This is a genomic window from Streptomyces viridochromogenes DSM 40736 (assembly GCF_000158955.1).
GTDB lineage: Bacteria > Actinomycetota > Actinomycetes > Streptomycetales > Streptomycetaceae > Streptomyces > Streptomyces venetus.
Window position 1 is genome coordinate 4,067,557 of the sequence record NZ_GG657757.1, and the last position, 21,182, is coordinate 4,088,738.

Below are 21,182 nucleotides of genomic sequence, written 5' to 3' on the forward strand. Positions count from 1 at the left end.
GATGGTCCTCCCGGATTCTGTTCGCTTGAGAGTTCGGCTGAGGGTGGTGTGATCCGCAGCGGGCGGCCGGTGCCCTGGTCCGGCTCAGCCGGCCGTCTGCTGCGGGTCGGTGTCACTGCGGCCGCTGTCCTTGCGGGTGCGGCGGGTGGCGGACGTACCGCCGTCGGTGCTACGGGAACGACGGGCCGGTCGGGCGTCGTCGTCGGCCGCGAGGGTCGGACGTATCTCGGCACCGGCACCGGCGGCACCGCCGGTCGCACTGCCGAGGACTCTCTCCGGAGCGGCCATCTCGACGACCACGTCCGCGTCCCCATCCTCCGTCCCGAACCCGTTCTCCTTGCGGAAGGACTCGTAGATCTGGAGCAGCACCTGCTTCTGCCGCTCGTTCAGCGTCGGGTCCGCGAGTATCACGGCACGCGTCTCGACCTCGTCCCGGTCCCGCTCGGCGTCGAGGATGCCGGCCCGGACGTACAACGTCTCGGCGGAGATCCGCAGGGCCTTGGCGACCTGCTGCAACACCTCCGCGCTCGGCTTGCGCAGCCCGCGCTCGATCTGGCTCAGGTACGGATTGGACACCCCCGCGGCGTCGGCGAGCTGCCGCAGCGACAGCTGCGCGTTGCGCCGCTGCTCGCGCAGGTAGTCACCGAGATTGCCGACGTTCAGGGTTGCCATGGCTCCACAGTGCACCACCCCGCTAACTATTGCAAGCACCTGCTTGCAATAGTGCGCCACACCACCCGTGCGGCCGAGTGAGCCTGAGCACGATAGGTGTCGTATTTGCACGACAACTGTCGTCATCCGCGTGCGGCCTCCTGGTGCAGGTGTTTTGGGACCGGCCTCCGCGAGTCGCCGAGAAACGACGTTGTCGGTGGCGCGTCGGCCGCAAGCAGGCGTCCGGGCCGTGGCGAGCGCGGCGGCAGTCGGCGGAGGGTGAAGTCGTCGAAGTAGCCGTGTGCGGTCGCGCGGTCTGCGCCGGCGATCGCCGCAACAAGATCGCCCACTAGGCCGCGCTCATCGAGTCCGCACTTTTCGCGACGGTTCGGTGCGCTGACGAGCCGGGGTGGTCTCCGCAGTCGGCATCGTGTTCCTCCCTGACGCGGCATCGGTCGTCAGTCGAGGCTTTCGATGATGCGGAAGTCGCGCTCGAAGCCGTCGGGGAGTTCGGCCAGCGCCTTCTGATAGGCCGCACTCTCGTATGCGGCGACCGCCTGTTCGAAGCTGTCGAACTCGATCAGGACAACGCGCTCGGCGATTCCGGCTTCGTGTGCGACGACCCGGCTGCCGATGCTGGCGAGCACCCGCCCGCCTGCGGCCTTGACGGCCAGACCGGCCAGTGCGTTGTAGACATCAAGCCCCTCAGGGTCTGTGATGGTGGGGTAGACGCTGACCCAGTAGCCCTTGGCCACGGTTCCTCCTGTGTTCGGAACTGATCACCAGATAAATACTCAGATCCATCGCCGGCGCGCTGTGGGTCAGCGAGCCGACGGAGACGGCGTCGAAGTCGGACGGCTTCGATCAACCGGCTGGGGCTGTGGTCGGAGCCGGTCGAGTCGATGACCGGCCTCGCCGGAAGGGCGGCGGCGGAACTGGAACGAAGAGGAGCGACTAGTAGGGAGGAGTCGCACCAGTACGGCGTGATCGGCCATCAACCCTGAGCCCCTGCCACAGATGCCGCCAGAACTGGCCGGGCTCTCACCGGAGCAGTTGGACCTCGATCGCGGCGGTCACCCCGCCGGCCGCGGCGATGTGGTTCTCCTTGAGCAGGACCATCGCCGCGAGTTCGAGGCGGTGGTTGTGGCCGCCGCCGGCGGTGACCGCGTACTCGCCTCCGTCGGCGCGGGCTCTCAGGAACGCCTCTCACCCAGGTCGTCAGGGCAGGTGCCACAACAGCCCCCTCCGTTTCGATTTCCGAAGCGGTCACCGATGCTAGCGTGTCGGAATTCGAAGCAACAACCCTGGAGAGCTGGACATCGCGACATGGCAACACCCAGACCTGGCAGTCCTGTTCGCGGCTCGACCACCGGCCGCCCCCTCATGGCCGCACTCGATCTGTTCGGGCGGCGGTGGAGTCTGCGCATCCTGTGGGAGCTTCGCGCGGGTCCGCTTGGATTCCGCCCCTTGCAGAAGCGGTGCGACGACATGTCCTCCAGCGTGATGCGGCAGCGCCTGACCGAACTGCTGGATGCCCAGGTGATTCACCAACTACCCGACAGCCGCTACGAGCTCACCCCGCTGGGACAGGAGGCGCGCCACGCCCTGAACCCCCTCGCCCACTGGGCGGAACGCTGGGCGGCCACGATCGACCCGCAAGGGGCGGACCGCACCGACGACCGGTCCGCCAGCCGCGTCTCACATCCGGACACCGTGGGCGATGGGACGCCGGAGAGGGACTCCGCGGACTGACGCCGGTGCGGTGCTGATCCCCGGCGCCAAGGCCCCGAAGCTGGTCACCAACGAGCTGGTCTCGCTTCCGGTGTCACGCCGGAGACGGCTCACCGGCCAGTCGGAAAGCGGCTGAGCATGGGCGCCTCCCAAGCAGCCGAACGCATCGCCCGGGCCCCCTACCCGCAAGGCCATACGACCTGCTGATCATGGCGGTACGGTGCGGCGGGTTATGAGGGGCGGAGAGTCGGACTCAGGCATGGGGGACGACGGCCACGGGGCAGCGTCCGTGGTGGAGGACGGCGTGGGCGACGTGGCTCAGCAGCGGTCCCGTGTGCGGGTGCCGGTGCACGCGCCGGCCGACGACCAGCAGCCCGGCGTCCTCGGTGGCCTGCACGACGGCCTTGGCCGGGCTCGTGAGACGGACACTGTCGGACACCTCCACCCCCGGGTACTTCTCCTGCCAGGGGCGGAGCGCCTTGCCCAGTTCCTTGTGGCCGTTCCTCGTCATCTCCTCGGTGGCGTCGTGGTCCACACCCCAGGGGGTGCGCGCGTGGAGCGGCACGCTGCGGCCGAGGACGGCCAGCAGGGGAACGCCCCGCGCGGCGGCGGTGTGGAAGGCGAAGTCGAGCAACTCGTCGCTGGACCCGCGCGGTTCCACCGCCACGACCACGCGGCTCGCGGTCGCCGGAGGCGGGTGCTCCTTTCCCGGGGCCGTGCGGACCACGACGACGGGCCGGTCGGCGCGTGCCAGGACCGGGAGGCTGACGTCGCCCAGGAAGTAGCTCGAGAAGGTCTCCAGCCTCCGGGAGCCGAGCACGAGCATCTCGGAATCCGATGCCGCCCGCAGCAGGGCCTCCCGGGCGTCCTCGGCGACCAGGCTGCCCACGACCGTCAGACCCGGATGGCGTGTCTGCAGCTCCGACTGCGCGGTGTGGACCAGACGCTTCGCCCAGTAGTTCTGGTCGACTTCGGAGGGCCCGCGGGCCGGTTCCGGCACCAGCATCGGCCACGCGTGCAGCAGCCGCAGGCTGAGCTTGCGCTTCTCGGCCTCGTCGGCGGCCCAGCGGGCGGCGGTGAGGCTCTCCGGTGAGCCGTCGAGGCCCACGGTGACGACTGGTTGCATGGCGGCGGCCTCCGTCTCGTACGAAGCTGGACATGACGGTGAACGAGTCCGGGGGCGAGCCGCGCGGACGTCGCCGGCGGGCCGAGTGTGGTGCTTTCTCTCCCTTCGAGAACTACACCAATCCCCTGCGGCGCGCATGTGGACCTAGGACAGGACACGAGAGGAGACCGGAACGGTGGGGCATGGCTGCCGTCCGCCGCCGCACGCTGTGGACCACCGGCCGGATGCCCCGCCTCGATCTGCCGCCCACGGCCATCAGCCAGGACCCGGAACCTTGCAGCAGCATCGTCGGCTCGCCATCCTCCGGAGGGTCTTCGACGACGACTCATTGCCTCTGCGCGCACGTCCGAGGAGATAGGGCCCCGCTCCCTGCGTTGCGCGTGAGTTGCCCTCGGGCGCCTTCGCCACCCGCAGTGTCCTCGGTGCCCGGCGCGGGCAGGCGCATGCCGCGGGACTCTGCGACGCGCAGGGCGTCGGTCAGGCACTCGGCGAGACGGAGGCCGGCGTAGCGGACCTCGGTGCAGGGCGACTCGGGGTCCTCCAGCACCCTGCGGGCCAGACCGAGCACGTCGGTCCCGGTGGTCAGCTGGAGGTCCTCCAGTTCGTCAGCCAGACGGGAGAGGTAACCGCCGCCGTTCCCGGTGCTCAGGTAGCAGGGCTTGCCTTCCGGGGAGAGCCAGGGCAGGAGCCGGGGGGTGAGTGTGTCGTGAGCAGGGCCGTCCACGTGTTCCATCAGGCAGCCGCCTTCTGGTCGCCGACGAGTGCTTCGTGGGCGGCGAGATAGGGGCGGACGAGGGCGGAAGCGGTGCCGTCGAGGTGGGTGGGGAGGCCGTAGGGGGAGCGGTGTCGTGGGAGGTGTGAGGGCTCAGGCTGGGAGACGGGACGTACGGGGGTGAGGCGGAGGTGTGGGGAGCAGCGGAGGCAGCGGCGTCGTTTGCCGGTCCCCGGGGCGAAGAGAAGGCGCAGCCATTCGAGGGCGCGGGGGATAAGGTCGTGCATGTCGACGCTCCTTGAGCAGCGTTGGCCGTGCCCCGGGAGGTCTAGCCACCTCGCCGGGGTTTTCCGTCTTCGACGCTACACCGGGATGCAGCCCTCTATATACAAGTACAGAGGGATCCACACGATCGAGGAGGTCGCTACCGCTCTACGTTGGACGTATGAGCGATACCGAAGCGCCGAAGACCTCACTGGACCCTATGAGCGCCAGGCCGCTCTACGTGCAGTTGGCCGACGTCATCGCCGGGAAGATCGCGTCCGGGGAGCTGGCCCCAGACAGGCCCATCCCCTCCGAGAACCACCTCGCCGACGAATACGGCGTGGCACGACTCACCGCGCGGCGGGCCGCACAGGAACTGCGCGAGCGCGGCCTGATCGTCACTGTGCGAGGCAAGGGTTCCTTCGTCGTCGAACAGCGGGCCGGCGACGCACCCGAGGAGGGCGAACCGAACGCCTGAGAGGGGCCGCGCGTCGTCGTTCAGCCCCCGACGATGCAGAACGGATGCCCCGCCGGGTCCGTGAGCACCCGCCACCTGCCCGCGTTCGGCTGGTACTCCGGTCTGCCCGCGCCCAGCTCCACCAGCCGTGCCTCGGCCTCCGCCAGGTCCGCGACCCTGAAACAACAGTGCAGCTGCTGAGGCACCTCCTGGTCGGGCCAGCTCGGTGCGCGGTAGTCGTCGACGCGCTGGAAGCCGATGGAGATGTCGCCCTCGCTGCCCAGAGAGGCGAACTCGGCGTTCGACTTCGGATGCAGGTCCAGGCCGGTGGCCTGCTGGTAGAACGCCGCGAGCGCCAGCGGGTCGGCGCAGTCCAGGGTGATCGCGCTCAACTTCATCCCGCGAGCACCTCCTGACAGTCCGACCAGGCAGGTGGGCTCAGCAGGGGGCGGATGCGGGTGAAGAGGGTGAGGAGTTCGGGGCCCCATCGGTCGCGGAAGGCGGGGTCGATGCGGGCGAGGTCGAGTTCGTTGGCGGCGGAGAGCTCGGCGAAGTCCCGCCGTGACTGCGGCTCCGGGGTGTGGCTCAGGCCGGTGAACCGGTCGTGGAAGGGCCCGTCGGGGTCGGCGAGCGTCGGATAGGTGGCCCCGCGATCGCAGGAGGAGTACAGGTACACCAGCGCTTCGGCCTCGGCGCCGACCACCGCCGTGAGTTCGCTACGGCGGTCCAGGGGCAGCAGGGCCTCGGGGAAACCGTCGGTTCCGTAGAACGCGTGGCACAGGCCCGCGAGTTGGAGGGCCGGGCGGGCGTCCCAGGCGGCGAGTTGCCCTTGGACGCGCTGAAGGTGGGCGATGAGGGTGCCGCCCGGGTGGGCGAGGTCCGCCGCGCCGAGTTCGTGCAGGAGCGCGACAGCAGGGCCGGAGGCCGCGGGGGCAACGGGCACAGGGTGGTGTCCTTCCAGCAGTTCCAGGGCTCGGCACCGATCAAATCGGTGAACGGACCCGGCTGGCCATCGATTTGACCCGCGACGCCAGCAATCGGTCCGGGCCTACCGCGGTTTGTACGCCAGGAACGTGCCCGTCTGCCGTCTGGCCCCCTCCTCGGGCTCCTGCACCGTGCGCGCGGTGACGACCAGCCCGGCCCCGTGGAGGAGTTCGGCGATCCGGTCCGGAGGCAGGAGGTACCACTCGTAGGACACCGGGTGGCCGCCGTAGGCGTGGGTCGGGCGCAGGTGTTCGTCGTCGCCCACGTGGCCTGCCAGCATCAGCACGCCGCCGGGGGCGAGGGTGCGGTGGAACTCCGCGAACACGGTCGGCAGCCACTGCGGTGGGGTGTGGTGGGTGGCGTAGTACGCCAGGATGCCGCCGAGTTCGCCGGAGCCGATGTCCAGCGCGGTCATCGAGCCGACAGCGAAACGGAGCTCCGGGTACGCCGTCCGCGCCAGCTCGACCATCCTCGGTGAGACGTCCACGCCGAACACCGGCACTCCCAGGGCGGCCAGGTGGGCCGTCACCTTGCCCGGACCGCAGCCCAGGTCGGCGACCGGCCCCGGGTGAGGGGGCCGTACCAGCTCGGCGAAGGTCGCCAGCATCGCGCGGGACACCGGGTCCAGCTCGGCCGGCTCCTTGACGAGTCGGGCGTAGTCGGCGGCGACGGTGTCGTAGGACTCGCGGGCGGCGGTGACGTGGGAGGGCTCGGTCATGCCATGAAGCTAGGCGAGAGCACTGACACACCTCGTACTCCGACGCCGGTACGCCGGTTTACTCCCGCCGTAAGACGCCGGCACCACCCCTCCCCCGGCACGGTGACAGCGTGAAGCCGAACCCGAAGCTGAGCCGCCCCGTCCGCCGGGCCCTTCTCGTCGTCCACGTCACCGCCTCCGCGAGCTGGCTCGGGCTCACGCTCGGGCTGCTCGCGCTCGGGATCACCGCGGCCGTCACCGGGTCCGCCGTGACCGTGGAGGCCTCCGCGCGGGCCATGAAGCTTTTCGCCGACTGGCTGCTGCTTCCCGTCGCGTTCCTCACGCTCGCCAGCGGGCTGGTCCTGTCGCTGGGCACGCCCTGGGGGCTCGCGCGGTACCGCTGGGTGTACACGAAGTTCTGGCTGACCCTCGCCACGACGGCCGCCACGGCGTTCGTCCTGCGCCCCGCCGTGAACTCCGCGGTCGCCGCGGGCGGACCGCTGCCCGAGACCCACGAGGTGCTGATGGGACCGAGCGTCTCACTGTCGGCCTACACCTTCATGACCGTGATCTCCGTCCTCAAGCCCTGGGGGCTGACCCGGAGAGGGAGGCGCCTGCGGGCGTCCGCACGACGGGCACCCGAGAGCGTCTGAGGTGTCTGAGTAAGCCACTTGCCTAAAAGCTTTAGGAAGATGCACACTCCCTTCAGGCAAGAGGGAGGACCCTTATGGCACGCGTAGGACTCACGCCGGATCGTCTGACCGAGGCGGGCGCCGAGCTCGCCGACGAGGTCGGCTTCGACCAGGTCACCGTCTCGGCGCTGGCCCGCCGGTTCGACGTCAAGGTCGCGAGCCTGTACTCGCACGTGAAGAACTCCCAGGACCTCAGGACCCGCATCGCCCTGCTCGCCCTCGCCGAAATGGCCGACCGGGCCGCCGAGGCCCTGGCCGGACGGGCCGGGAAGGACGCCCTGGCCGCGCTCGCGAACGTCTACCGCGACTACGCCCGGGAACACCCCGGCCGCTACGCCGCGGCCCAACTGCGGCTCGACCCGCAGACCGCCGCCGCGAGCGCCGGTGTCCGGCACGCGCGGATGACCCGGGCGCTGCTGCGCGGCTACGACCTGACGGAACCGGACCAGACCCACGCGGTCCGGCTGCTCGGCAGCGTCTTCCACGGCTACGTCAGCCTGGAGCTGGGCGGCGGTTTCAGCCACAGCGCCCCGGACACCGAGGAGACGTGGGCCCGGATCCTCGACGCCCTCGACACGCTGCTGCGGAACTGGCCCGCGGCCCCTACCGATCCCCGAGGCTGACACCCATGCACACCGAGCACGACTGGATCACCACCCCCCTCACGGCGGACCTGCTGCGTGGTGCCCTCGACCTGGAGCGCACCGAGCACGGCCTGCTCCCGCACCGGTTGCCCGCCCGGGCCCGCGCGCAGAACACCAACGCGCAGCTGGCGATGGCCGAGGCCCAGCCTTCCGGCGTACGGCTGGTCTTCCGTACGGCAGCGACCGCCGTCGAACTGGACACCCTGCGCACCAAGCGCGACTACGCCGGTTTCCCGCCGCGCCCGGACGGCCTGTACGACCTGCTCGTCGACGGCCGACCGGCCGGCCAGGCCTCCGGGACCGGCGGCAACGTCCTCACGATCGACATGGCCACCTGGGACGGCGAGGTCGAGCCCGGCCCGGTCGGCACGGTCCGCTTCACCGGACTGCCCGCGCACGACAAGGACGTCGAGATCTGGCTGCCGCACAACGAGACCACCGAGCTCGTCGCCCTGCGCACCGACGCGCCCGTAGAGCCACTGCCGGACCGGGGCCGCAGGGTGTGGCTGCACCACGGCAGCTCGATCAGCCACGGCTCCGACGCCGCGAGCCCCACGGCCATCTGGCCGGCGATCGCCGCGTCCCTCGGGGGTGTGGAGCTGATCAACCTCGGCCTGGGCGGCAGCGCGATGCTCGACCCGTTCACCGCGCGCGCCATGCGGGACACCCCGGCCGATCTGATCAGCGTCAAGATGGGCATCAACCTCGTCAACCAGGACGCGATGCGGCTGCGCACCTTCGGCCCGGCCGTGCACGGCTTCCTCGACACGATCCGCGAGGGACACCCCGACACCCCGCTGCTGCTCGTCTCCCCCGTCCACTGCGCCATCCACGAGGACACGCCCGGCCCCACCGCCCCCGAGATCGACGAGCTCGGCAAGGGCCGCCTGGTCTTCGCCGCCATGGGCGACCCCGCGGAGACGCCCACCGGCAAGCTCACCCTCACCGTCATCCGCGAGGAACTGTCCCGCATCGTGCGGCAGCGCGCCGCCGACGACCCCAACCTCCACTACCTCGACGGCCTGGAGCTCTACGGCGCGTCCGACGCGGCCGAACTCCCGCTCCCCGACAACGTCCACCCGGATGCGGCCACCCACCGCCACATCGGCGAACGCTTCGGCGAACTGGTCTTCACCGAGGGCGGTCCCTTCGCGGTACGGAACTGACCGTCAGTCCTCGAACCCCTGGTCCGCCAAAATCTTGTCGATGCGGGCCCGGTGGGCCGACTCCCAGGTGTCCAGGGTCTCCGCCTCCTCCTTGGCCAGCTTGGCGCGGGCGGCGGTGTGGGTCTCCTCGATGCGGGCGGCGGGCACCACCACGACGCCTTCCTCGTCGGCGACGACCACGTCGCCCGCGTCGACCGCGACCCCGCCGCAGCGCACCCGCTCCCCCAGCGGCCGGACGGCCGACTTGGCGCCCGGGATGGGGATGACCCCGCGGGCGAACACCGGGAAGCGCATCTCCCGTACCTCGGCGAGGTCGCGGATCAGGCCGTCGGCGACGAACGCGGCGACGCCCCGGCGCCGGGCGACGGCGCAGACGTGGCCTCCGGCCAGCGCGTAGTCGAGGTCGCCCGACTCCACGACGACGACCGAGCCGGGGGCGGCCCGGTGGATCGCGGCGTGCAGCATCAGGTTGTCGCCGGGCGGGCACCGCACGGTGAAGGCCGGTCCGGCCACGCGCGGCACCGGTCCCCACAGCGGCCGGATCCCGATGTCCATGACCTGCTCGCGGCCCAGCAGGTCGGCCAGTGTGGTCGTGGGTATGTCCGTGAAGGTGTTGACGTCAGCCATGACACCGATCCAACCACCGACGCCGGGCGTCAGAACGGCAACGGCCGAGCCCGCACCACCTCCAGCCGCGACACCGCCCGCGTCAGCACCACGTACAGCCGGTGCGGTCCCCGTTCCTCGGCCTCGGCGATCGCCGCCGGCTCGACGGCCACGACATGGTCGTACTCCAGTCCCTTGACCACGCTCGCCGGCACCAGCGACAGCCGCGCGCCGAGTTCCTCGTGGCCCGCCGCCTCGACACCGGCGGCCTCCAGTGCGGCCCGCACCCCGGGGACGTCGGCGTCCGCCGCGACGACTCCGACCGAGCCCTCGCGCCGCAGGGCGTCCCGTACGGCGTCCACGACCGCCGCGGGCACGCTGTCCCGGGTGGTCTCCCGGATCCGCAACTCCCCGTCCCCGCGCAGCGAACGGGCCGCCGGCACGTCCACGTCCAGCCGCTCCAGCAGCCGGTTGGCGAACCCGACGACCGCCTGCGGCACGCGGAAGCCGGTGGTCAGCGCGATCACGGGCGCGTCCGGCTTCCCCAGGTGCGCGAGGACCGTCCGCCACGACCGTGCCGCCCACGGCGTCGTCCCCTGGGCCAGGTCGCCCAGCACCGTCAGCGAACCGAAGGAGGCCCGGCGGGCGATGGCCCGGCATTCCATCGGTGACAGGTCCTGCGCCTCGTCGACGACGACATGCCCGTACCCCTCCGGGCGCTCGAGCAGCCCGGCGACCTCGTCGAGGAGCACCAGATCGGCGGCCGACCAGCGCGCCGACTTCCACGACCGGGGCGGCTTCAGCCAGCGCAGCGCCTCCTGCTCGGCGGGGTCCAGCAACCCGTCGGCCGCCTCCGCCAGAGCCCCGTGGCCGCCGAGCAGCCCGGCCACGACCTCCTCGGGCCGCACCCGGGGCCAGACGGCGTCGAGGTACGCGGACACGGGCCGCGCCCGCTCGACCCGGCGCACCCAGGCGTTCGTGGGCGGCCCGGCCCGCCGCTCCACCTGCTCGCGCAGACACCTCACGATCCGCGCCCGCACACGCTCCCGCCCGACCTCGTACGGGGGTTCCTCCTCCCGTACGGTCGCGACGATCCGTGCCAGTTCCGCCTCCGGGACCCGCCAGTGGTACGACCCGTCCGGCACGGCGAGCGAGCCGGCCCCCTCGGTGCGCACGCGCGCGTACAGCGCCCGCCGCAGCACCTCGGCCATCCGGGCGTCGTGCTTGACGACGGCGGCCGCCGGCTCGTCGGCGCCCCTGACCGGATGCCGGGCGATCTCCTCGGCGAGCGTCGACTGCCGCACCCCGCTCTCGCCGAGGGCCGGCAGGACCTCCGCGATGTACGACAGGAAGGTGCGGTTGGGCCCGAGGATCAGCAGACCGCCTCGGCGGATGCGCTGTGGGTGGGTGTAGAGCAGGTACGCGGCCCGGTGCAGCCCGACGGCGGTCTTGCCGGTGCCGGGCGCCCCCTGCACGCACACCGACACCGTCAGGTCCTCCCGGACGAGGTCGTCCTGCTCGGGCTGGATGGTCGCGGCGATGTCCCGCATGGGTCCGACCCGTGGCCGCTCGATCTCGCGGGCGACGATCTCACTGGCCCGGGCCTCGCCCTGCTCCAGGTGCTCGTCCTCCAGGCCGGTGAGGTCGCCGGAGTCGCCCCGGCTGCCGGGCGCCCAGCCGAACCGCCGGCGCACGGCGACGCCCTGCGGATCACGCGCGGAGGCCTGGTAGAAGGCGCGCGAGACGGGAGCGCGCCAGTCGACCACGAGGGGCGGTTCGGCCGGGTGCTCGGTGATGCGCAGCCGCCCGATGTGCAGCGCCTGCGCTTCGCTCCCCGGACGGTCGCTCCCCGTGTAGTCCAGCCGCCCGAAGAACAACGGCCCCTCGGGCAGTTCGCGCAGCGCCTTGGCCTGGCTGCGCAGCCGGTGTCCGAGGACCTCGGCGTCGGCACCGGAGGCGGATACGTCCTCCCCGATGACGACCTGTTCACCGGCGCCCTCGACCATGGCGGCGAGGGCGTCCCGGCAGCGCTCGTGATGGGCGCGTTCCCGGTCGAGTACGTGGTGAAGGGCAGGCTCGGTCGACGTCATTCCACCGAGCATAAGCGAAAACGCAACCGAGTTAAATTTATTACTGTGTATCACCTTGGAGGTCCGGCGGCAGTCCGGTCGCCAGCCATCCGAACGCCCGCTCGGCCGCCGCCACCGCGTCCGGCCGTACGTCCGCCACCCGCTCCCCCGCCGCGATCCGCCGCCAGTTCTCCATCGCGAGGACCCGCAGCACCGCCATGATCTGCCCGGCCGCGAGCCGCGCGTCCAGATCACCGCCGAGCACCTCCGCGAGCGCGGCCTCGGACCGCTCCTGGTGCGTGTGGGCCCGGGCGACCAGGGAGGGCGTCTCGTAGAGCAGGCCGTGGAAGGCGAGGACCTGAGGGTCATCGCTGAGCCCGGTCACGGGATTGGACCGTTCGAGTCCGTCCAGGAAGTGCCGCCGCAACGCCTCGACCGGGGGCTCCTCCGCCTCCGCCACCACCCGCGCGGCCTCCCCCTCGTGGTCGGCGATCCGGTGCAGCACCAGATCCTCCTTGGCCGGGAAGTACCGGAACAGCGTCGGCTTCGAGATCTCGGCCGCCGCCGCCACCTCGGCGACGGACACCGCGTCGAACCCCTTCTCCAGGAAGAGCCGGATCGCGATGTCCGACACGACCTGGTACATCCGCTGCCTCTTGCGCTCCCGCAGCCCGATCTCGCTCATGCGGCGAGCCTACGATCCGTCCGCCCACTCGCTCTCGGCCAGCGGTTCGTACGAGGTGATCACCATCGCGGCCGCCGCTCGGCGCAGGGCGTCGATCTTGCGTTCGTCGCGTCCGTAGCCGATGAAGTCCACGCCCGCCCGTGCGGCCGCCCGCACGTCCGTGCCCGTGTCGCCGATCATCACCGCGTCCTCGGGGCCGAGGCGCAGTTCGCGCAGGGCGCGGGAGAGAACGTCGGGATGGGGCTTCATCAGGCCCGGGTCGTCGGGGCGGCGGCCCTGGACCGTGGTGAAGTACCGGAGCAGTCCGCGCCTGTCGAGGTGCGCCTCGGCCGCGAGGGGCGAGTTGTTGGTGACCACGGCGAGGCGGGCTCCCCTCCCCGACAGTGTGCGGATGAGGGCGTCCACGTACGGGGTGTGCCACTTCTCCTGTGCGGCGACGCGTTCGGCGGCGGCGAGTTCGCCCGCCGTGACCCGGCCCTCCAGGTCGCTCAGCAGTCCCCGCAGGGCGGGCCCGCCCCGCTCGTGCACCGCGCGCAGGACCACGTGCGGATCCTTGTCGGCGCGCTCGGCCTCGCCGAGGACGTGGCCGGCGCCGAACGCGTCGATCACGTCCCGGAGTTCGTCGGCGATCGGCCGGGAGCCGTCCTCGGGGAAGAGCCGGCAGATCGGCCCGTCGAAGTCGAAGAGCACGCCCCGGGCACCGGCCAGCAGCGTGCGTACGTCCGTGAACGCGTCGATGGCTACGGCCATGTCGTCTCCGCCCGCCTTCCCCGCCCGGATCCGTCTCAGCTCCGCGCGCCCGTCGGCTCCCTGCGTTCCGCCTGAGCCGGACGGGCCTGCCGGGTACGCCAGCGCCGCACCCGGGGGAGCCAGGTTATGTCCCCCTGCTGCGGCCCGTCCCCGCCCGGTCCGTCGGCGCCCGACCGGGTACGCCATTCCCGGTCCCCGGCATGCCACCGCCGCAGCGCCTCGCGCACCTCGTTCTCGTCCCGGGGGTCACCCGTGAGCCGCAGCGGCCGCCAGGCCCGGCGCAGCGCCCGGCACACCCGGTCGGCCGCCTCCGCGAGTTCGCGTTCGCCGGGGTGCTCGGGGAGGTACAGCGCGGCACGCATCACATCCGGGTACAGCGACTGGACGTACTCGAAGTCACGGTAGGCGCGCAGCCCCCGGTCCAGGTCGGCGGTCATCTCGCCGTGTCCCGAGCGGCGCATCGCCTGGGTCCACAGGTCGATCATCAGCTCGCGCTCGTCCTTGTCGTAGTCCATCCGGACCAGATGTGTCGCGAGGTCGTGCAACGGGTCGCCGTACAGGGCGAGTTCCCAGTCGATCACCGCGAGGTTTTCGCCGGCCGACCCGGGCAGGACCAGCACATTGGCCCGGTGGACGTCGGTGTGCAGCAGGGCGAACGGGCGCTGGGCCGGTGTGGGGAGGGTGTTCACGAACCGCTCGACGGCGTCGCGGGGGATGCCCACCGCGTCGAAGAGCAGGCCGAAACGCGGCCGATTGGACTGGTGCACCTGCTGCTCGGCGAAACGGGCCAGCCAGCCCAGGAAGCCCTCGCTGTCGCCGTCGTCAGGCCAGTCGGCGGGCAACGGCGGCAGATCACGCTCGGGCACCCCGGCCAGTTCCGCGAAGAACCCGGCCAGCGCGACCACCCGGTCCGGGCCGATCCGCTGTCCCTCGGGGGCCGCCTCGGCGAGGGTCGGGCCCGGCAGGTACTCGTGCAGAGACCATTCTCCGAAGTCCGCCAGGCAGCGCGGCACATGACGCACCCGGCCGTCGAGCGCCCGCAGCAGCTCGGACTCCCGCCGCCAGATCCGCGGCACCACTTCGACCGCCCGCAGGGGCGTACGGAACTTGGCGAGGACGCCCCCGGACCGCTGCCCCAGCACGAGAGCCAGCGGAGCTCCCAGGGACATGACGAGGTTCGTGTTGTGATGGCCGGAAACCACCTCCCCGTCGGGGCTGCGGCGCCGCGCCTCCGCGAGTCGGCGTACCAGCGAGTGGAACGCTCTGCGGTGCAGAGGGGACGACATGGGCGCACACAGTAGTACGGCGACCGGCGTGACTCACCGCGTGTCACTATTCGGACAGCCTTCTTCACACTGGGTGCTCGGACGCCTCACTTTTCTCGTCGCGCCGTCGACCCCAGAACGTCCCAAGTCGACTGGAACCAGTCACGCTTCTCCTCGAAGAAGGCGGCATCGCGCTCGTCCCCGGACGCATGGAAGGAGTGGAGCTTCGAGAAGGCGCCGAGCACATCCACCGCCTCGACCTGGGTCTCCTCCTCGTCGTCGAGCGTGATGACGGTCCTCTCCGGCTTGTACATGCCGTAGAGCATGTGCTTTCCGTTGAGGACGTACAGCTTGAACGTGGGCGTCAGCCGTACGCGCCTGACCTGCAGGTCAGTGTCGACTCCCGCGTCCCCGAGCCTGGCGACCAGCTCGCGCGTCTCCCGGACATACCGGCGCGCCATCATCCGCCATCGCTCGTGGATCCGCGGGTCGTCGGGGTCCTGCGCCCGGGGGTAGGCCAGCGGTTCGTCCTCGGCCGGGAGCAGCATGCGGACGCGCAGCGCACGCGGCGGGGTCTTCTGCTCGACGATGATGCGTTCGGCCTGCCTCGTGAGATGGCCGACCAGGGTCTCGGAGGTCAGCGAGAAGACATCGAGGCTCACCTCCGCTTCCTCCTGGAAGGCCCGGTCGATCCACGCCCCCAGGGCGGGCCGGCCCGCTTCCACGTGCGCGGCCGTCTCCGGCGGCGCCCCGGGCGGTCCGCCCCGCACGCGGCTGCCGCTGCCCTGGCGGATGTCGAGCAGCCCCTCGTCGCTGAGCTGCCTGAGGACACGCTGGATCGTGTCCCTGGAGACACCGAGGCCGGCGGCCAGCTCCCGCTGGGGTGGCAGCAGGCTGTCGGCAGGGTACGTCCCGTCCTTGATGCGATCCCGCAGGAGCTCCGCCACCTGCAGGAACCTACGGCCGGCGCCATCCGCGCGTGCTGAGCTGCTCATGCTCAGAACCTACCGCCCCCCTGCCGGATTCACACCACTGTCAGTCAACTTCCCTCCAACCACTGAACGACCAATGAGACCGAGGATTAGAAATCTTGACCCACGGTTAGACCATTTTCAGGCAACCAGTCCAATTGGCGGACGAGTTGACGGCCCAGAGGGGGAATCGTGGTGGCAACGCCAGCTCTGCAGTTCGTCGGCGTGGTACTCGCGCTCGGTTGTGAACAGCTCGTGCAGTGGAAGCTGGGAGCGATGGGGCTGGTCGCCCTGTTCCTGCTGGGCGTCGGCGTGAAGGCGCGGAACTCGACCTGCGCGTCCCTGGGAGCGGTGATCCTGCTGCTCCTCATGACGAAGGGCTGAACCGCGCTCCGGACCTCAGCGCCGCAACAGTGCCAGCAACGGCTCCAGCGACTGCACGACGACCTCGGCGCCGGCCTCCCGCAGCAGCTTGGCGTTCCGGTCGCCCCGCGCGTAGCCGAGGAACGGTACGCCCGCGAGCTGGGCGGCCCGGTGGTCGGAGGGTGTGTCGCCGATCATCAGGGCGGAGCCCGGGGCGGCGCCCATGGCGTTCAGCGCGCGGTTGAGGCAGTGCGGGTCCGGCTTGAGCTGCTGGAGGTTCTCGGTCCGGCCGTAGACGTGCGGGGAGAAGCAGGACAGCAGGTCCCGGCCCGTGAGGTACTCACGGATCACGCGCGGGGAGTTGTTGCTGGCGATGGCCAGCCGGGAACCGACCGCCGTCCAGGTGCGTATCAGGGGGTCGGCCCACGCGGTGGGCCATGCCGTGGCCGCGGCCCGCAACTCCTCATCGGTGAGGCGTTTCTCCAGCTGCGCGGCCAGGTCGCTGCCCGGATGCCGGCTGTAGACGGCACGCAGCACGACATGCGGGTCCAGCGACTCGCGCTCGGCCTGCGTCATCAGGCCGTGCAGGCCTTGCGACTCGAGCCATTCCACCAGGTCACGTGCCACCTGCTCGGCCTTGCGGACGGCGAAGAGCCGGCAGATCGGTCCGTCGAAGTCCCAGAGCACCACGCGGGCAGGTCTGATCAGATCCACGAGCTGCTGCCCCGGGTCGATCTCGGTCTTGGATGCCACCGGTTCGGTCTGCGTCGTATCAGAAGTCACTAGGAGAGTGTCAGGTCCGTCGTGATGGTTTCCCAGAGGGCGTCGAACCACTTCTGGGATTCCTCCACAAACGCCGCATCGCGGTGTCCCGCCCGCTTCACGAACGAGAAGAGCAGGGACTGGGAGCCCAGGGCGTCGTACATGTCCAGGGTCTGGCTGCCCCACTCCTCCGCGCGCCTGGTCAGCATGTAGTACCCGAACAGCGTTTCCTCGCCGTTGAGCACGTAGAGCTTCATCGGTGGCGTGAACGGCAGAGCGCGGAAGGTGACGCGGACGTCGATCCCGTGCGTGGAGCGCAGGGCCAGCAGGTTGTGCCGGAGGACCTGGCCCTGGGCGTTGCGCATCGCCAGCCACCGCTGGTGGACGGGGTTGTCGTCGCCGTGGGCCTCCACGGCGACGGGGAAGGCCAGCTCGATGTCCCGGGAGGGGACGAGGATGCGGACGTCGATCGACTCGGGGTGGAGGCGGCCCTCGTGGATCAGGCGGAGCGGTTCGCCGATGGCGACCATCAGCGTCTCCGCGGTGTGGCAGACGACGTCGACCCGCACGCGCCGGGCCGAGAACGCCTCGGTCAGCCGGGGCGCCAGCCCCACCATCGTCGGCTGCGGCTCCCCCCGCGCCGGCGCCGGTGCCGCGATCCGCGGCGGGCTGCCCTTGCTGACGTTGGCGAGGAGGCCGTCCTCCTGGAGCGCCCGCACGGCCTGGCGGACGGTGCCGCGTTCCACGCCGAACTCCTCCGCGAGTTCGGCCTGGGTGGGCAGCCGGTCCCCGGGCCTCAGCTCACCGGCGCGGATGCGTTCCCGCAGGCGGTCGGCGATCTCCTGAGGCGTGAGCCTTCTGCTGCCGTTCACTGCCACGTTCTCCGCCACGTTCCCCCCACGCTCTTCTGAGTCACGACCAAACGCTACAACTCTGATCCATCTGGCGGGAGTTGTTTGAAAGTTGTTTATTGCTAGGGGACAAGTGGGGACAACTTAATCAGAGTTGGTTGCCAACTTCTCGGAGTTGGCGGAAGTTTTGCTTCCGAACTTCCGAAGGGGGAACCCCGATGCCCGCCCTCGCTCTCCTCTCCGCCGTCTTCGTCGTCGCCTTCGAGCAGCTCGTCCAGTGGAAGTACGGCCCGGCGGGCATCGTCGGCCTGCTCCTGCTCACCGTGGGCATCAAGGCCAAGAGCCCGGCGGTCAGCTCCGCCGGAGCGGTCGTGCTCGCTCTGCTGATGACGGGGCCCGCCCGCTGATCAGCCCGTGAGCACCAGCTCCGAACTGATCGTCTCCCACAGCGCGTTGAACCACAGGTGGGACTGCTCCACGAACGTGGTGTCGCGCAGGCCCGGGCCCTGCCGGAAGGAGAACAGCATCGACCGGGTGCCCTGGGCGTCGTACATCTCCAGCTGCTCGTGGTCGATCTCGGTCTCCCGGCGGGCCAGCGTGTAGTACGCGAACAGCGCCTCCGCGCCGTTGAGGAGGTAGAGCTTCACCGGCGGCGTGAAGGGCAGCGCGCGGAACGTGACGTGCACGTCGATGCCGTGCGTGGCGCGCAGGGCCAGCAGGTTGTGCTCCAGCACCTGCCCCTGGGCGTTGCGCATCGCGACCCACCGCTCGTGCACCCAGTCGTCCCGGCGCCCCTCGACCGGCACCGGGAAGGCCAGGTCGATGTCCCGGCTGGGCAGCAGGACACGGACGTCGACCTTGGCCGGTTTCAGCCGCCCGGCGTGGATCTGCCGCAGCGGCTCACCGATGGCGAGCGTGAGGGAGATGGAGGTCAGGCACACGGCGTCGATCTCGACGTGCTCCGCCGCGAACGCCTGCGCGATCCGGGGCGCGAGGGCCACCGTCGTCGGCAGCGGCGGCGCTTCCGGCCCGGTCAGCGCCCGGGTGAGGTCGGCGACGACGATCGCGGGGGCGCCCTTGGACACATGGGTGAGCAACCGCTCGGACTGCAGGATGCGCAGCGCCTGGCGCACGGCACCGCGCTCGACCCCGAACTCGTGGGCCAGCTGGGCCTGGGTGGGCATGCGTTCACCCGGCCGCAGCGCTCCTGACCTGATCCGGGCGCGCAGCTCTTCGGCCACCTCGCGATGTGTCCTCTGTGGCCGTTGCGACCTCTTCCGTCCAGTGACGGAGGCGTGTTCCGGGTCCACCTCTGAACGGTACAACTTCCCGCCATCTTTGGGCAGTTCAGGACGAGGTGGTTATGAGCCGCTTCCAAGCGGAGATAAGTACAGAGAAGTTGGTCGCCAACTTGAGCGACATGGTCAGCCCTTCAGGAGGTTGGCCATCCACTCACGGGGCTCCCTTCCGGAGGGGAGCCGGGAGCCCCGCCCGACCGGAACAGCACCGCACGACAACCACAACCGAACAGCTCGCTACGGATGCGGGTCCCCGTCGTCGGCAGAAGGGAGCGCTTCAGAACAGGTCCGGGCACCAAGGCCGCCTGGACGTACGCAGCAGGGCGTCGGCCTTCCGGGCGGCGCCCGCTCGTTCTTCCCGGACCCTGCCCAGCGCGGCCAGCCGCACCGCCGACTCGTCCCCCAGCCACAGCGCCCCCAGGTCGCCCAGCCCCACGGCGAGGTCCGCGGTCTCGGTGGTCGGCGTGCAGGACGCCCCGTCGGCCGAGGCGTCGAGGCGGTAGCGCCCGCCGGTCAGCCGGTCCGCCCCGGCGACCTCCAGCACCAGCGCGCCCTCCCCCTCGTACGTCCGCGTCTCAAGGGCCCGTTCGACGTCCAGGATCCGCACCCACAGCCAGTCCGCCAGCGATGTGATCCTGGCGGCCCTCGGGTCGGGCAGGACGTGCGGGAGCAGGTCGTCCGGCGCCCGGTAGCCGCTCTTCACCTTCACGACCCAGTCGATCGAGCAGAGGTACTGCCACAGGGCCCGCTCCGCGGCCGGTGTCACGCCGGTCAGCCAGTTCACGGTCGCGGTGTTCAACGGCTGCTTGGCGTCACCCCAGTTGTCGTCCACCTCGTACGCTGCCAGGCCCTCGACCTCGCCGGACGCCGAGCGGTACACGGCGAAGAAGCGCGGCTTCCACGACGGGCCGAACCGCACGGCGCCGGTCTCCAGCTGCCACCACAGCTCGTCGCGGTCGATCATGCCCGGCTGGGTACGACGCAGCCGGTCGTGCAGTTCGGGGCCGAGCTTGCGGACCTCCTCGCCGTCCACCAGGTCGATCCGCCCGCCGTCCGCCGGGCCCGCCCAGCGGGCGTCGAGACCGGTCCGCGGCACGTCGACCGTCCACTCGGCCGTCCAGGTCGCCGGCCCGAAGCCGTACCGGCCGTAGATCGGGTACTCGGCGGCGATCAGCGTCGCGACGACGTCTCCCCGCTCCTTCGCGGCCGCCAGGTCCCGCGCCATCATGCTGCTGAGCAGCCCGCGGCGGCGGTGGGTGGCGGTGACGGTGACGCCCGAGACGGCGTCGGCCGGGACGGTCGCCCCGCCCACGACCGTCAGTTCCTGGTCGAAGGACCTGAAGGTCGCCACACACCGTCCCCCGTCGAAGGCTCCGAGGTAGCGGCCCGGCACGAACCTCCGGCGACGACGCTCCTCGCGCTCCTCGTCGGAGACGGCCGACGCCCGCAGGAAACCGGTGTTCACGGCACGCAGCCAGTCGTCGAACTCGGCTTCGGTGATCGGGCGTATGTCGATGCCGTCGGCTCGGGGCGTGGGGGTCATGGATTCACGCTAGGCGGAGGGCCGGTCGGTGTCGCGCGGATTTCCGCGCACCGGCCCTCCCCACCCCAGGGGGCGGCTCACACCAGCAGGTCGTCGACCTGCGCCTCGCCCTCGCGGTAGCGGCGGGTGATCTCCGCGCTGCACTCGTCGGCCGTGCGCTGCAGCCGCTGCCGCCGCCGGGAGACCTGCTGCTCGTAGCGCACGAGCCGCCCCATCGCGGTGGTCAGCTCCTCGTCCGTGCGCGCCTGGAGATCGGACAGCTCGACCTCGGAGAGCATGTCCGCGGCCAGCCGCCGGTACTCCTCGCCCTGCGGTGTGCCCAGGGTCAGGTGCCGTGCGGAGGAGCGGGTGCGGGCGGGGGCGTCGCGCAGGATCTCCGCCAGCCGCTCGACCACGGACGTCTCCGCGGGCACGGCGACGCAGACCGGTTCCGCCGGGGTGCGCCGCGCCAGCTCGGCCCGCAGGATGTCGATCCGCCCCTGCAGCAGCCGCCGCACGTAGCTGAGGTCGGCCTCGTCGCGCTGGGCCTCGCGGCGCTGCGTGCGCAGCTCGGGCAGGCTCCGCGCGGCCGGCCCGTCCTCGGGAGCGTCCGACGGCAGCCGCGGGCTGTCGGTGCGCTGTGTGGGCGGCCGGTGGTACTCCGTCGCCGCGATCCCCGTGTACGCCGACCAGACAGCCCCCGACTGCTGCCCGGTGCTTGATGTGCTCATGTGCCTCAACCGTCCCCTCGACCGGTGCGTGAAAGCATCGTGCCACCCCAAGTGGCCGCTATGGGAACGAGTGCCCCCGATAGACCCCAGATGGGCGGATAGGCAGCAAAATACGTCCCAGCGCGGTCCGTTGGCGTCCGGTGCAAACCACCCGTTCGTGCCATGCGCGAACCGCCCGCGGCCCG

General features: G+C 71.1%; 27 protein-coding genes. 7 read left to right on the top strand and 20 right to left on the bottom strand.

Annotated features, from left to right (window positions below):
• Positions 1-84: 84 nt before the first annotated feature.
• The 3 genes from SSQG_RS17790 to SSQG_RS43470 all read right to left on the bottom strand — a co-directional run bounded on the left by SSQG_RS17790 (position 85) and on the right by SSQG_RS43470 (position 1,848).
• On the bottom strand, positions 85-672 hold the full coding sequence (locus tag SSQG_RS17790; protein WP_003991193.1) for a helix-turn-helix domain-containing protein: 588 nt from the start codon (positions 670-672) through the stop codon (positions 85-87).
• A 437-nt stretch (positions 673-1,109) separates the two neighbouring features.
• Complete coding sequence (locus SSQG_RS17795; RefSeq protein WP_003991194.1) at positions 1,110-1,406, bottom strand: DUF1330 domain-containing protein; 297 nt, start codon at positions 1,404-1,406, stop codon at positions 1,110-1,112.
• Between the two features lie 286 nt (positions 1,407-1,692).
• Positions 1,693-1,848, bottom strand: coding sequence for a hypothetical protein (locus SSQG_RS43470; protein WP_078507034.1), 156 nt, complete (start codon positions 1,846-1,848; stop codon positions 1,693-1,695).
• Between the two features lie 186 nt (positions 1,849-2,034).
• Here SSQG_RS43470 and SSQG_RS17800 point away from each other — a divergent pair, with 186 nt between their 5' ends.
• Entirely contained in the window at positions 2,035-2,403 is a 369-nt protein-coding gene (locus SSQG_RS17800) for a winged helix-turn-helix transcriptional regulator (RefSeq protein WP_078506870.1), read from the top strand.
• Positions 2,404-2,635: 232 nt separating this feature from the next.
• On the opposite strand, the gene SSQG_RS17805 is transcribed toward SSQG_RS17800, so the two are convergent.
• From SSQG_RS17805 to SSQG_RS17815, 3 genes are all read right to left on the bottom strand, one after another.
• Complete coding sequence (locus SSQG_RS17805; RefSeq protein ID WP_003991196.1) at positions 2,636-3,508, bottom strand: universal stress protein; 873 nt, start codon at positions 3,506-3,508, stop codon at positions 2,636-2,638.
• A gap of 325 nt (positions 3,509-3,833) precedes the next feature.
• Positions 3,834-4,241: a hypothetical protein gene (locus SSQG_RS17810; protein WP_052310297.1), complete on the bottom strand. Its 408-nt coding sequence runs from the start codon at positions 4,239-4,241 to the stop codon at positions 3,834-3,836.
• On the bottom strand, positions 4,241-4,507 hold the full coding sequence (locus SSQG_RS17815) for a hypothetical protein (RefSeq protein WP_003991198.1): 267 nt from the start codon (positions 4,505-4,507) through the stop codon (positions 4,241-4,243). The genes SSQG_RS17810 and SSQG_RS17815 overlap by 1 nt, the downstream gene beginning before the upstream one ends.
• A 158-nt stretch (positions 4,508-4,665) precedes the next feature.
• Here SSQG_RS17815 and SSQG_RS17820 point away from each other — a divergent pair, with 158 nt between their 5' ends.
• Positions 4,666-4,962 carry a GntR family transcriptional regulator gene (locus SSQG_RS17820; protein ID WP_003991199.1) on the top strand — a complete coding sequence of 99 codons (297 nt, stop codon included), beginning with the start codon at positions 4,666-4,668 and terminating at the stop codon, positions 4,960-4,962.
• Between the two features lie 20 nt (positions 4,963-4,982).
• Here SSQG_RS17820 and SSQG_RS17825 read toward each other — a convergent pair whose 3' ends face one another.
• The 3 genes from SSQG_RS17825 to SSQG_RS17835 form a co-directional block, all read right to left on the bottom strand.
• On the bottom strand, positions 4,983-5,339 hold the full coding sequence (locus tag SSQG_RS17825) for a VOC family protein (RefSeq protein ID WP_039933006.1): 357 nt from the start codon (positions 5,337-5,339) through the stop codon (positions 4,983-4,985).
• Positions 5,336-5,884: a DUF6817 domain-containing protein gene (locus SSQG_RS17830; RefSeq protein WP_003991201.1), complete on the bottom strand. Its 549-nt coding sequence runs from the start codon at positions 5,882-5,884 to the stop codon at positions 5,336-5,338. Before SSQG_RS17830 ends, SSQG_RS17825 begins: the two co-directional genes overlap by 4 nt.
• A gap of 105 nt (positions 5,885-5,989) precedes the next feature.
• Positions 5,990-6,643, bottom strand: a complete 654-nt coding sequence (locus SSQG_RS17835) for a class I SAM-dependent methyltransferase (protein ID WP_003991202.1) — start codon at positions 6,641-6,643, stop codon at positions 5,990-5,992.
• Between the two features lie 110 nt (positions 6,644-6,753).
• On the opposite strand from SSQG_RS17835, the gene SSQG_RS17840 reads away from it, so the two are divergent.
• From SSQG_RS17840 to SSQG_RS17850, 3 genes are all read left to right on the top strand, one after another.
• On the top strand, positions 6,754-7,275 hold the full coding sequence (locus SSQG_RS17840; protein ID WP_003991203.1) for a DUF2269 family protein: 522 nt from the start codon (positions 6,754-6,756) through the stop codon (positions 7,273-7,275).
• Between the two features lie 74 nt (positions 7,276-7,349).
• Positions 7,350-7,937 (top strand): TetR/AcrR family transcriptional regulator, encoded by a 588-nt coding sequence (locus SSQG_RS17845; RefSeq protein ID WP_003991204.1) that lies wholly within the window; start codon positions 7,350-7,352, stop codon positions 7,935-7,937.
• 5 nt (positions 7,938-7,942) lie between these two features.
• Positions 7,943-9,124, top strand: coding sequence for a GDSL-type esterase/lipase family protein (locus SSQG_RS17850; RefSeq protein WP_003991205.1), 1,182 nt, complete (start codon positions 7,943-7,945; stop codon positions 9,122-9,124).
• Between the two features lie 3 nt (positions 9,125-9,127).
• Here SSQG_RS17850 and SSQG_RS17855 read toward each other — a convergent pair whose 3' ends face one another.
• From SSQG_RS17855 to SSQG_RS17880, 6 genes are all read right to left on the bottom strand, one after another.
• Entirely contained in the window at positions 9,128-9,751 is a 624-nt protein-coding gene (locus tag SSQG_RS17855) for an RraA family protein (RefSeq protein ID WP_003991206.1), read from the bottom strand.
• 29 nt (positions 9,752-9,780) lie between these two features.
• Positions 9,781-11,820, bottom strand: a complete 2,040-nt coding sequence (locus SSQG_RS17860; protein ID WP_003991207.1) for a HelD family protein — start codon at positions 11,818-11,820, stop codon at positions 9,781-9,783.
• Between the two features lie 40 nt (positions 11,821-11,860).
• Positions 11,861-12,484 (bottom strand): TetR family transcriptional regulator, encoded by a 624-nt coding sequence (locus SSQG_RS17865; protein ID WP_003991208.1) that lies wholly within the window; start codon positions 12,482-12,484, stop codon positions 11,861-11,863.
• A gap of 9 nt (positions 12,485-12,493) precedes the next feature.
• The gene (locus tag SSQG_RS17870; RefSeq protein WP_039933011.1) at positions 12,494-13,234 is read right to left on the bottom strand and encodes an HAD family hydrolase; all 741 of its coding nucleotides are present in this window, start codon (positions 13,232-13,234) and stop codon (positions 12,494-12,496) included.
• A 35-nt stretch (positions 13,235-13,269) separates the two neighbouring features.
• On the bottom strand, positions 13,270-14,520 hold the full coding sequence (locus tag SSQG_RS17875) for a phosphotransferase family protein (RefSeq protein WP_003991210.1): 1,251 nt from the start codon (positions 14,518-14,520) through the stop codon (positions 13,270-13,272).
• Positions 14,521-14,606: 86 nt separating this feature from the next.
• A complete protein-coding gene (locus SSQG_RS17880) occupies positions 14,607-15,494 on the bottom strand; it encodes a GntR family transcriptional regulator (protein ID WP_003991211.1) in 888 nt (295 codons plus the stop codon).
• Positions 15,495-15,665: 171 nt separating this feature from the next.
• Here SSQG_RS17880 and SSQG_RS17885 point away from each other — a divergent pair, with 171 nt between their 5' ends.
• Positions 15,666-15,854: a hypothetical protein gene (locus tag SSQG_RS17885; RefSeq protein ID WP_106434179.1), complete on the top strand. Its 189-nt coding sequence runs from the start codon at positions 15,666-15,668 to the stop codon at positions 15,852-15,854.
• Between the two features lie 15 nt (positions 15,855-15,869).
• On the opposite strand, the gene SSQG_RS17890 is transcribed toward SSQG_RS17885, so the two are convergent.
• Positions 15,870-16,667 (bottom strand): HAD family hydrolase, encoded by a 798-nt coding sequence (locus SSQG_RS17890; RefSeq protein WP_003991213.1) that lies wholly within the window; start codon positions 16,665-16,667, stop codon positions 15,870-15,872.
• A complete protein-coding gene (locus SSQG_RS17895; RefSeq protein ID WP_052310457.1) occupies positions 16,616-17,467 on the bottom strand; it encodes a winged helix-turn-helix domain-containing protein in 852 nt (283 codons plus the stop codon). Before SSQG_RS17895 ends, SSQG_RS17890 begins: the two co-directional genes overlap by 52 nt.
• Positions 17,468-17,664: 197 nt before the next feature.
• On the opposite strand from SSQG_RS17895, the gene SSQG_RS17900 reads away from it, so the two are divergent.
• Entirely contained in the window at positions 17,665-17,853 is a 189-nt protein-coding gene (locus tag SSQG_RS17900) for a hypothetical protein (protein WP_003991215.1), read from the top strand.
• Here the strand turns inward: SSQG_RS17900 and SSQG_RS17905 are convergent, their stop codons facing one another.
• From SSQG_RS17905 to SSQG_RS17915, 3 genes are all read right to left on the bottom strand, one after another.
• Positions 17,854-18,771 carry a winged helix-turn-helix domain-containing protein gene (locus tag SSQG_RS17905; RefSeq protein ID WP_003991216.1) on the bottom strand — a complete coding sequence of 306 codons (918 nt, stop codon included), beginning with the start codon at positions 18,769-18,771 and terminating at the stop codon, positions 17,854-17,856.
• Between the two features lie 250 nt (positions 18,772-19,021).
• The gene (locus SSQG_RS17910) at positions 19,022-20,287 is read right to left on the bottom strand and encodes a GNAT family N-acetyltransferase (protein ID WP_003991217.1); all 1,266 of its coding nucleotides are present in this window, start codon (positions 20,285-20,287) and stop codon (positions 19,022-19,024) included.
• 77 nt (positions 20,288-20,364) lie between these two features.
• Positions 20,365-20,997, bottom strand: a complete 633-nt coding sequence (locus tag SSQG_RS17915; RefSeq protein WP_003991218.1) for a hypothetical protein — start codon at positions 20,995-20,997, stop codon at positions 20,365-20,367.
• Positions 20,998-21,182: the final 185 nt, after the last annotated feature.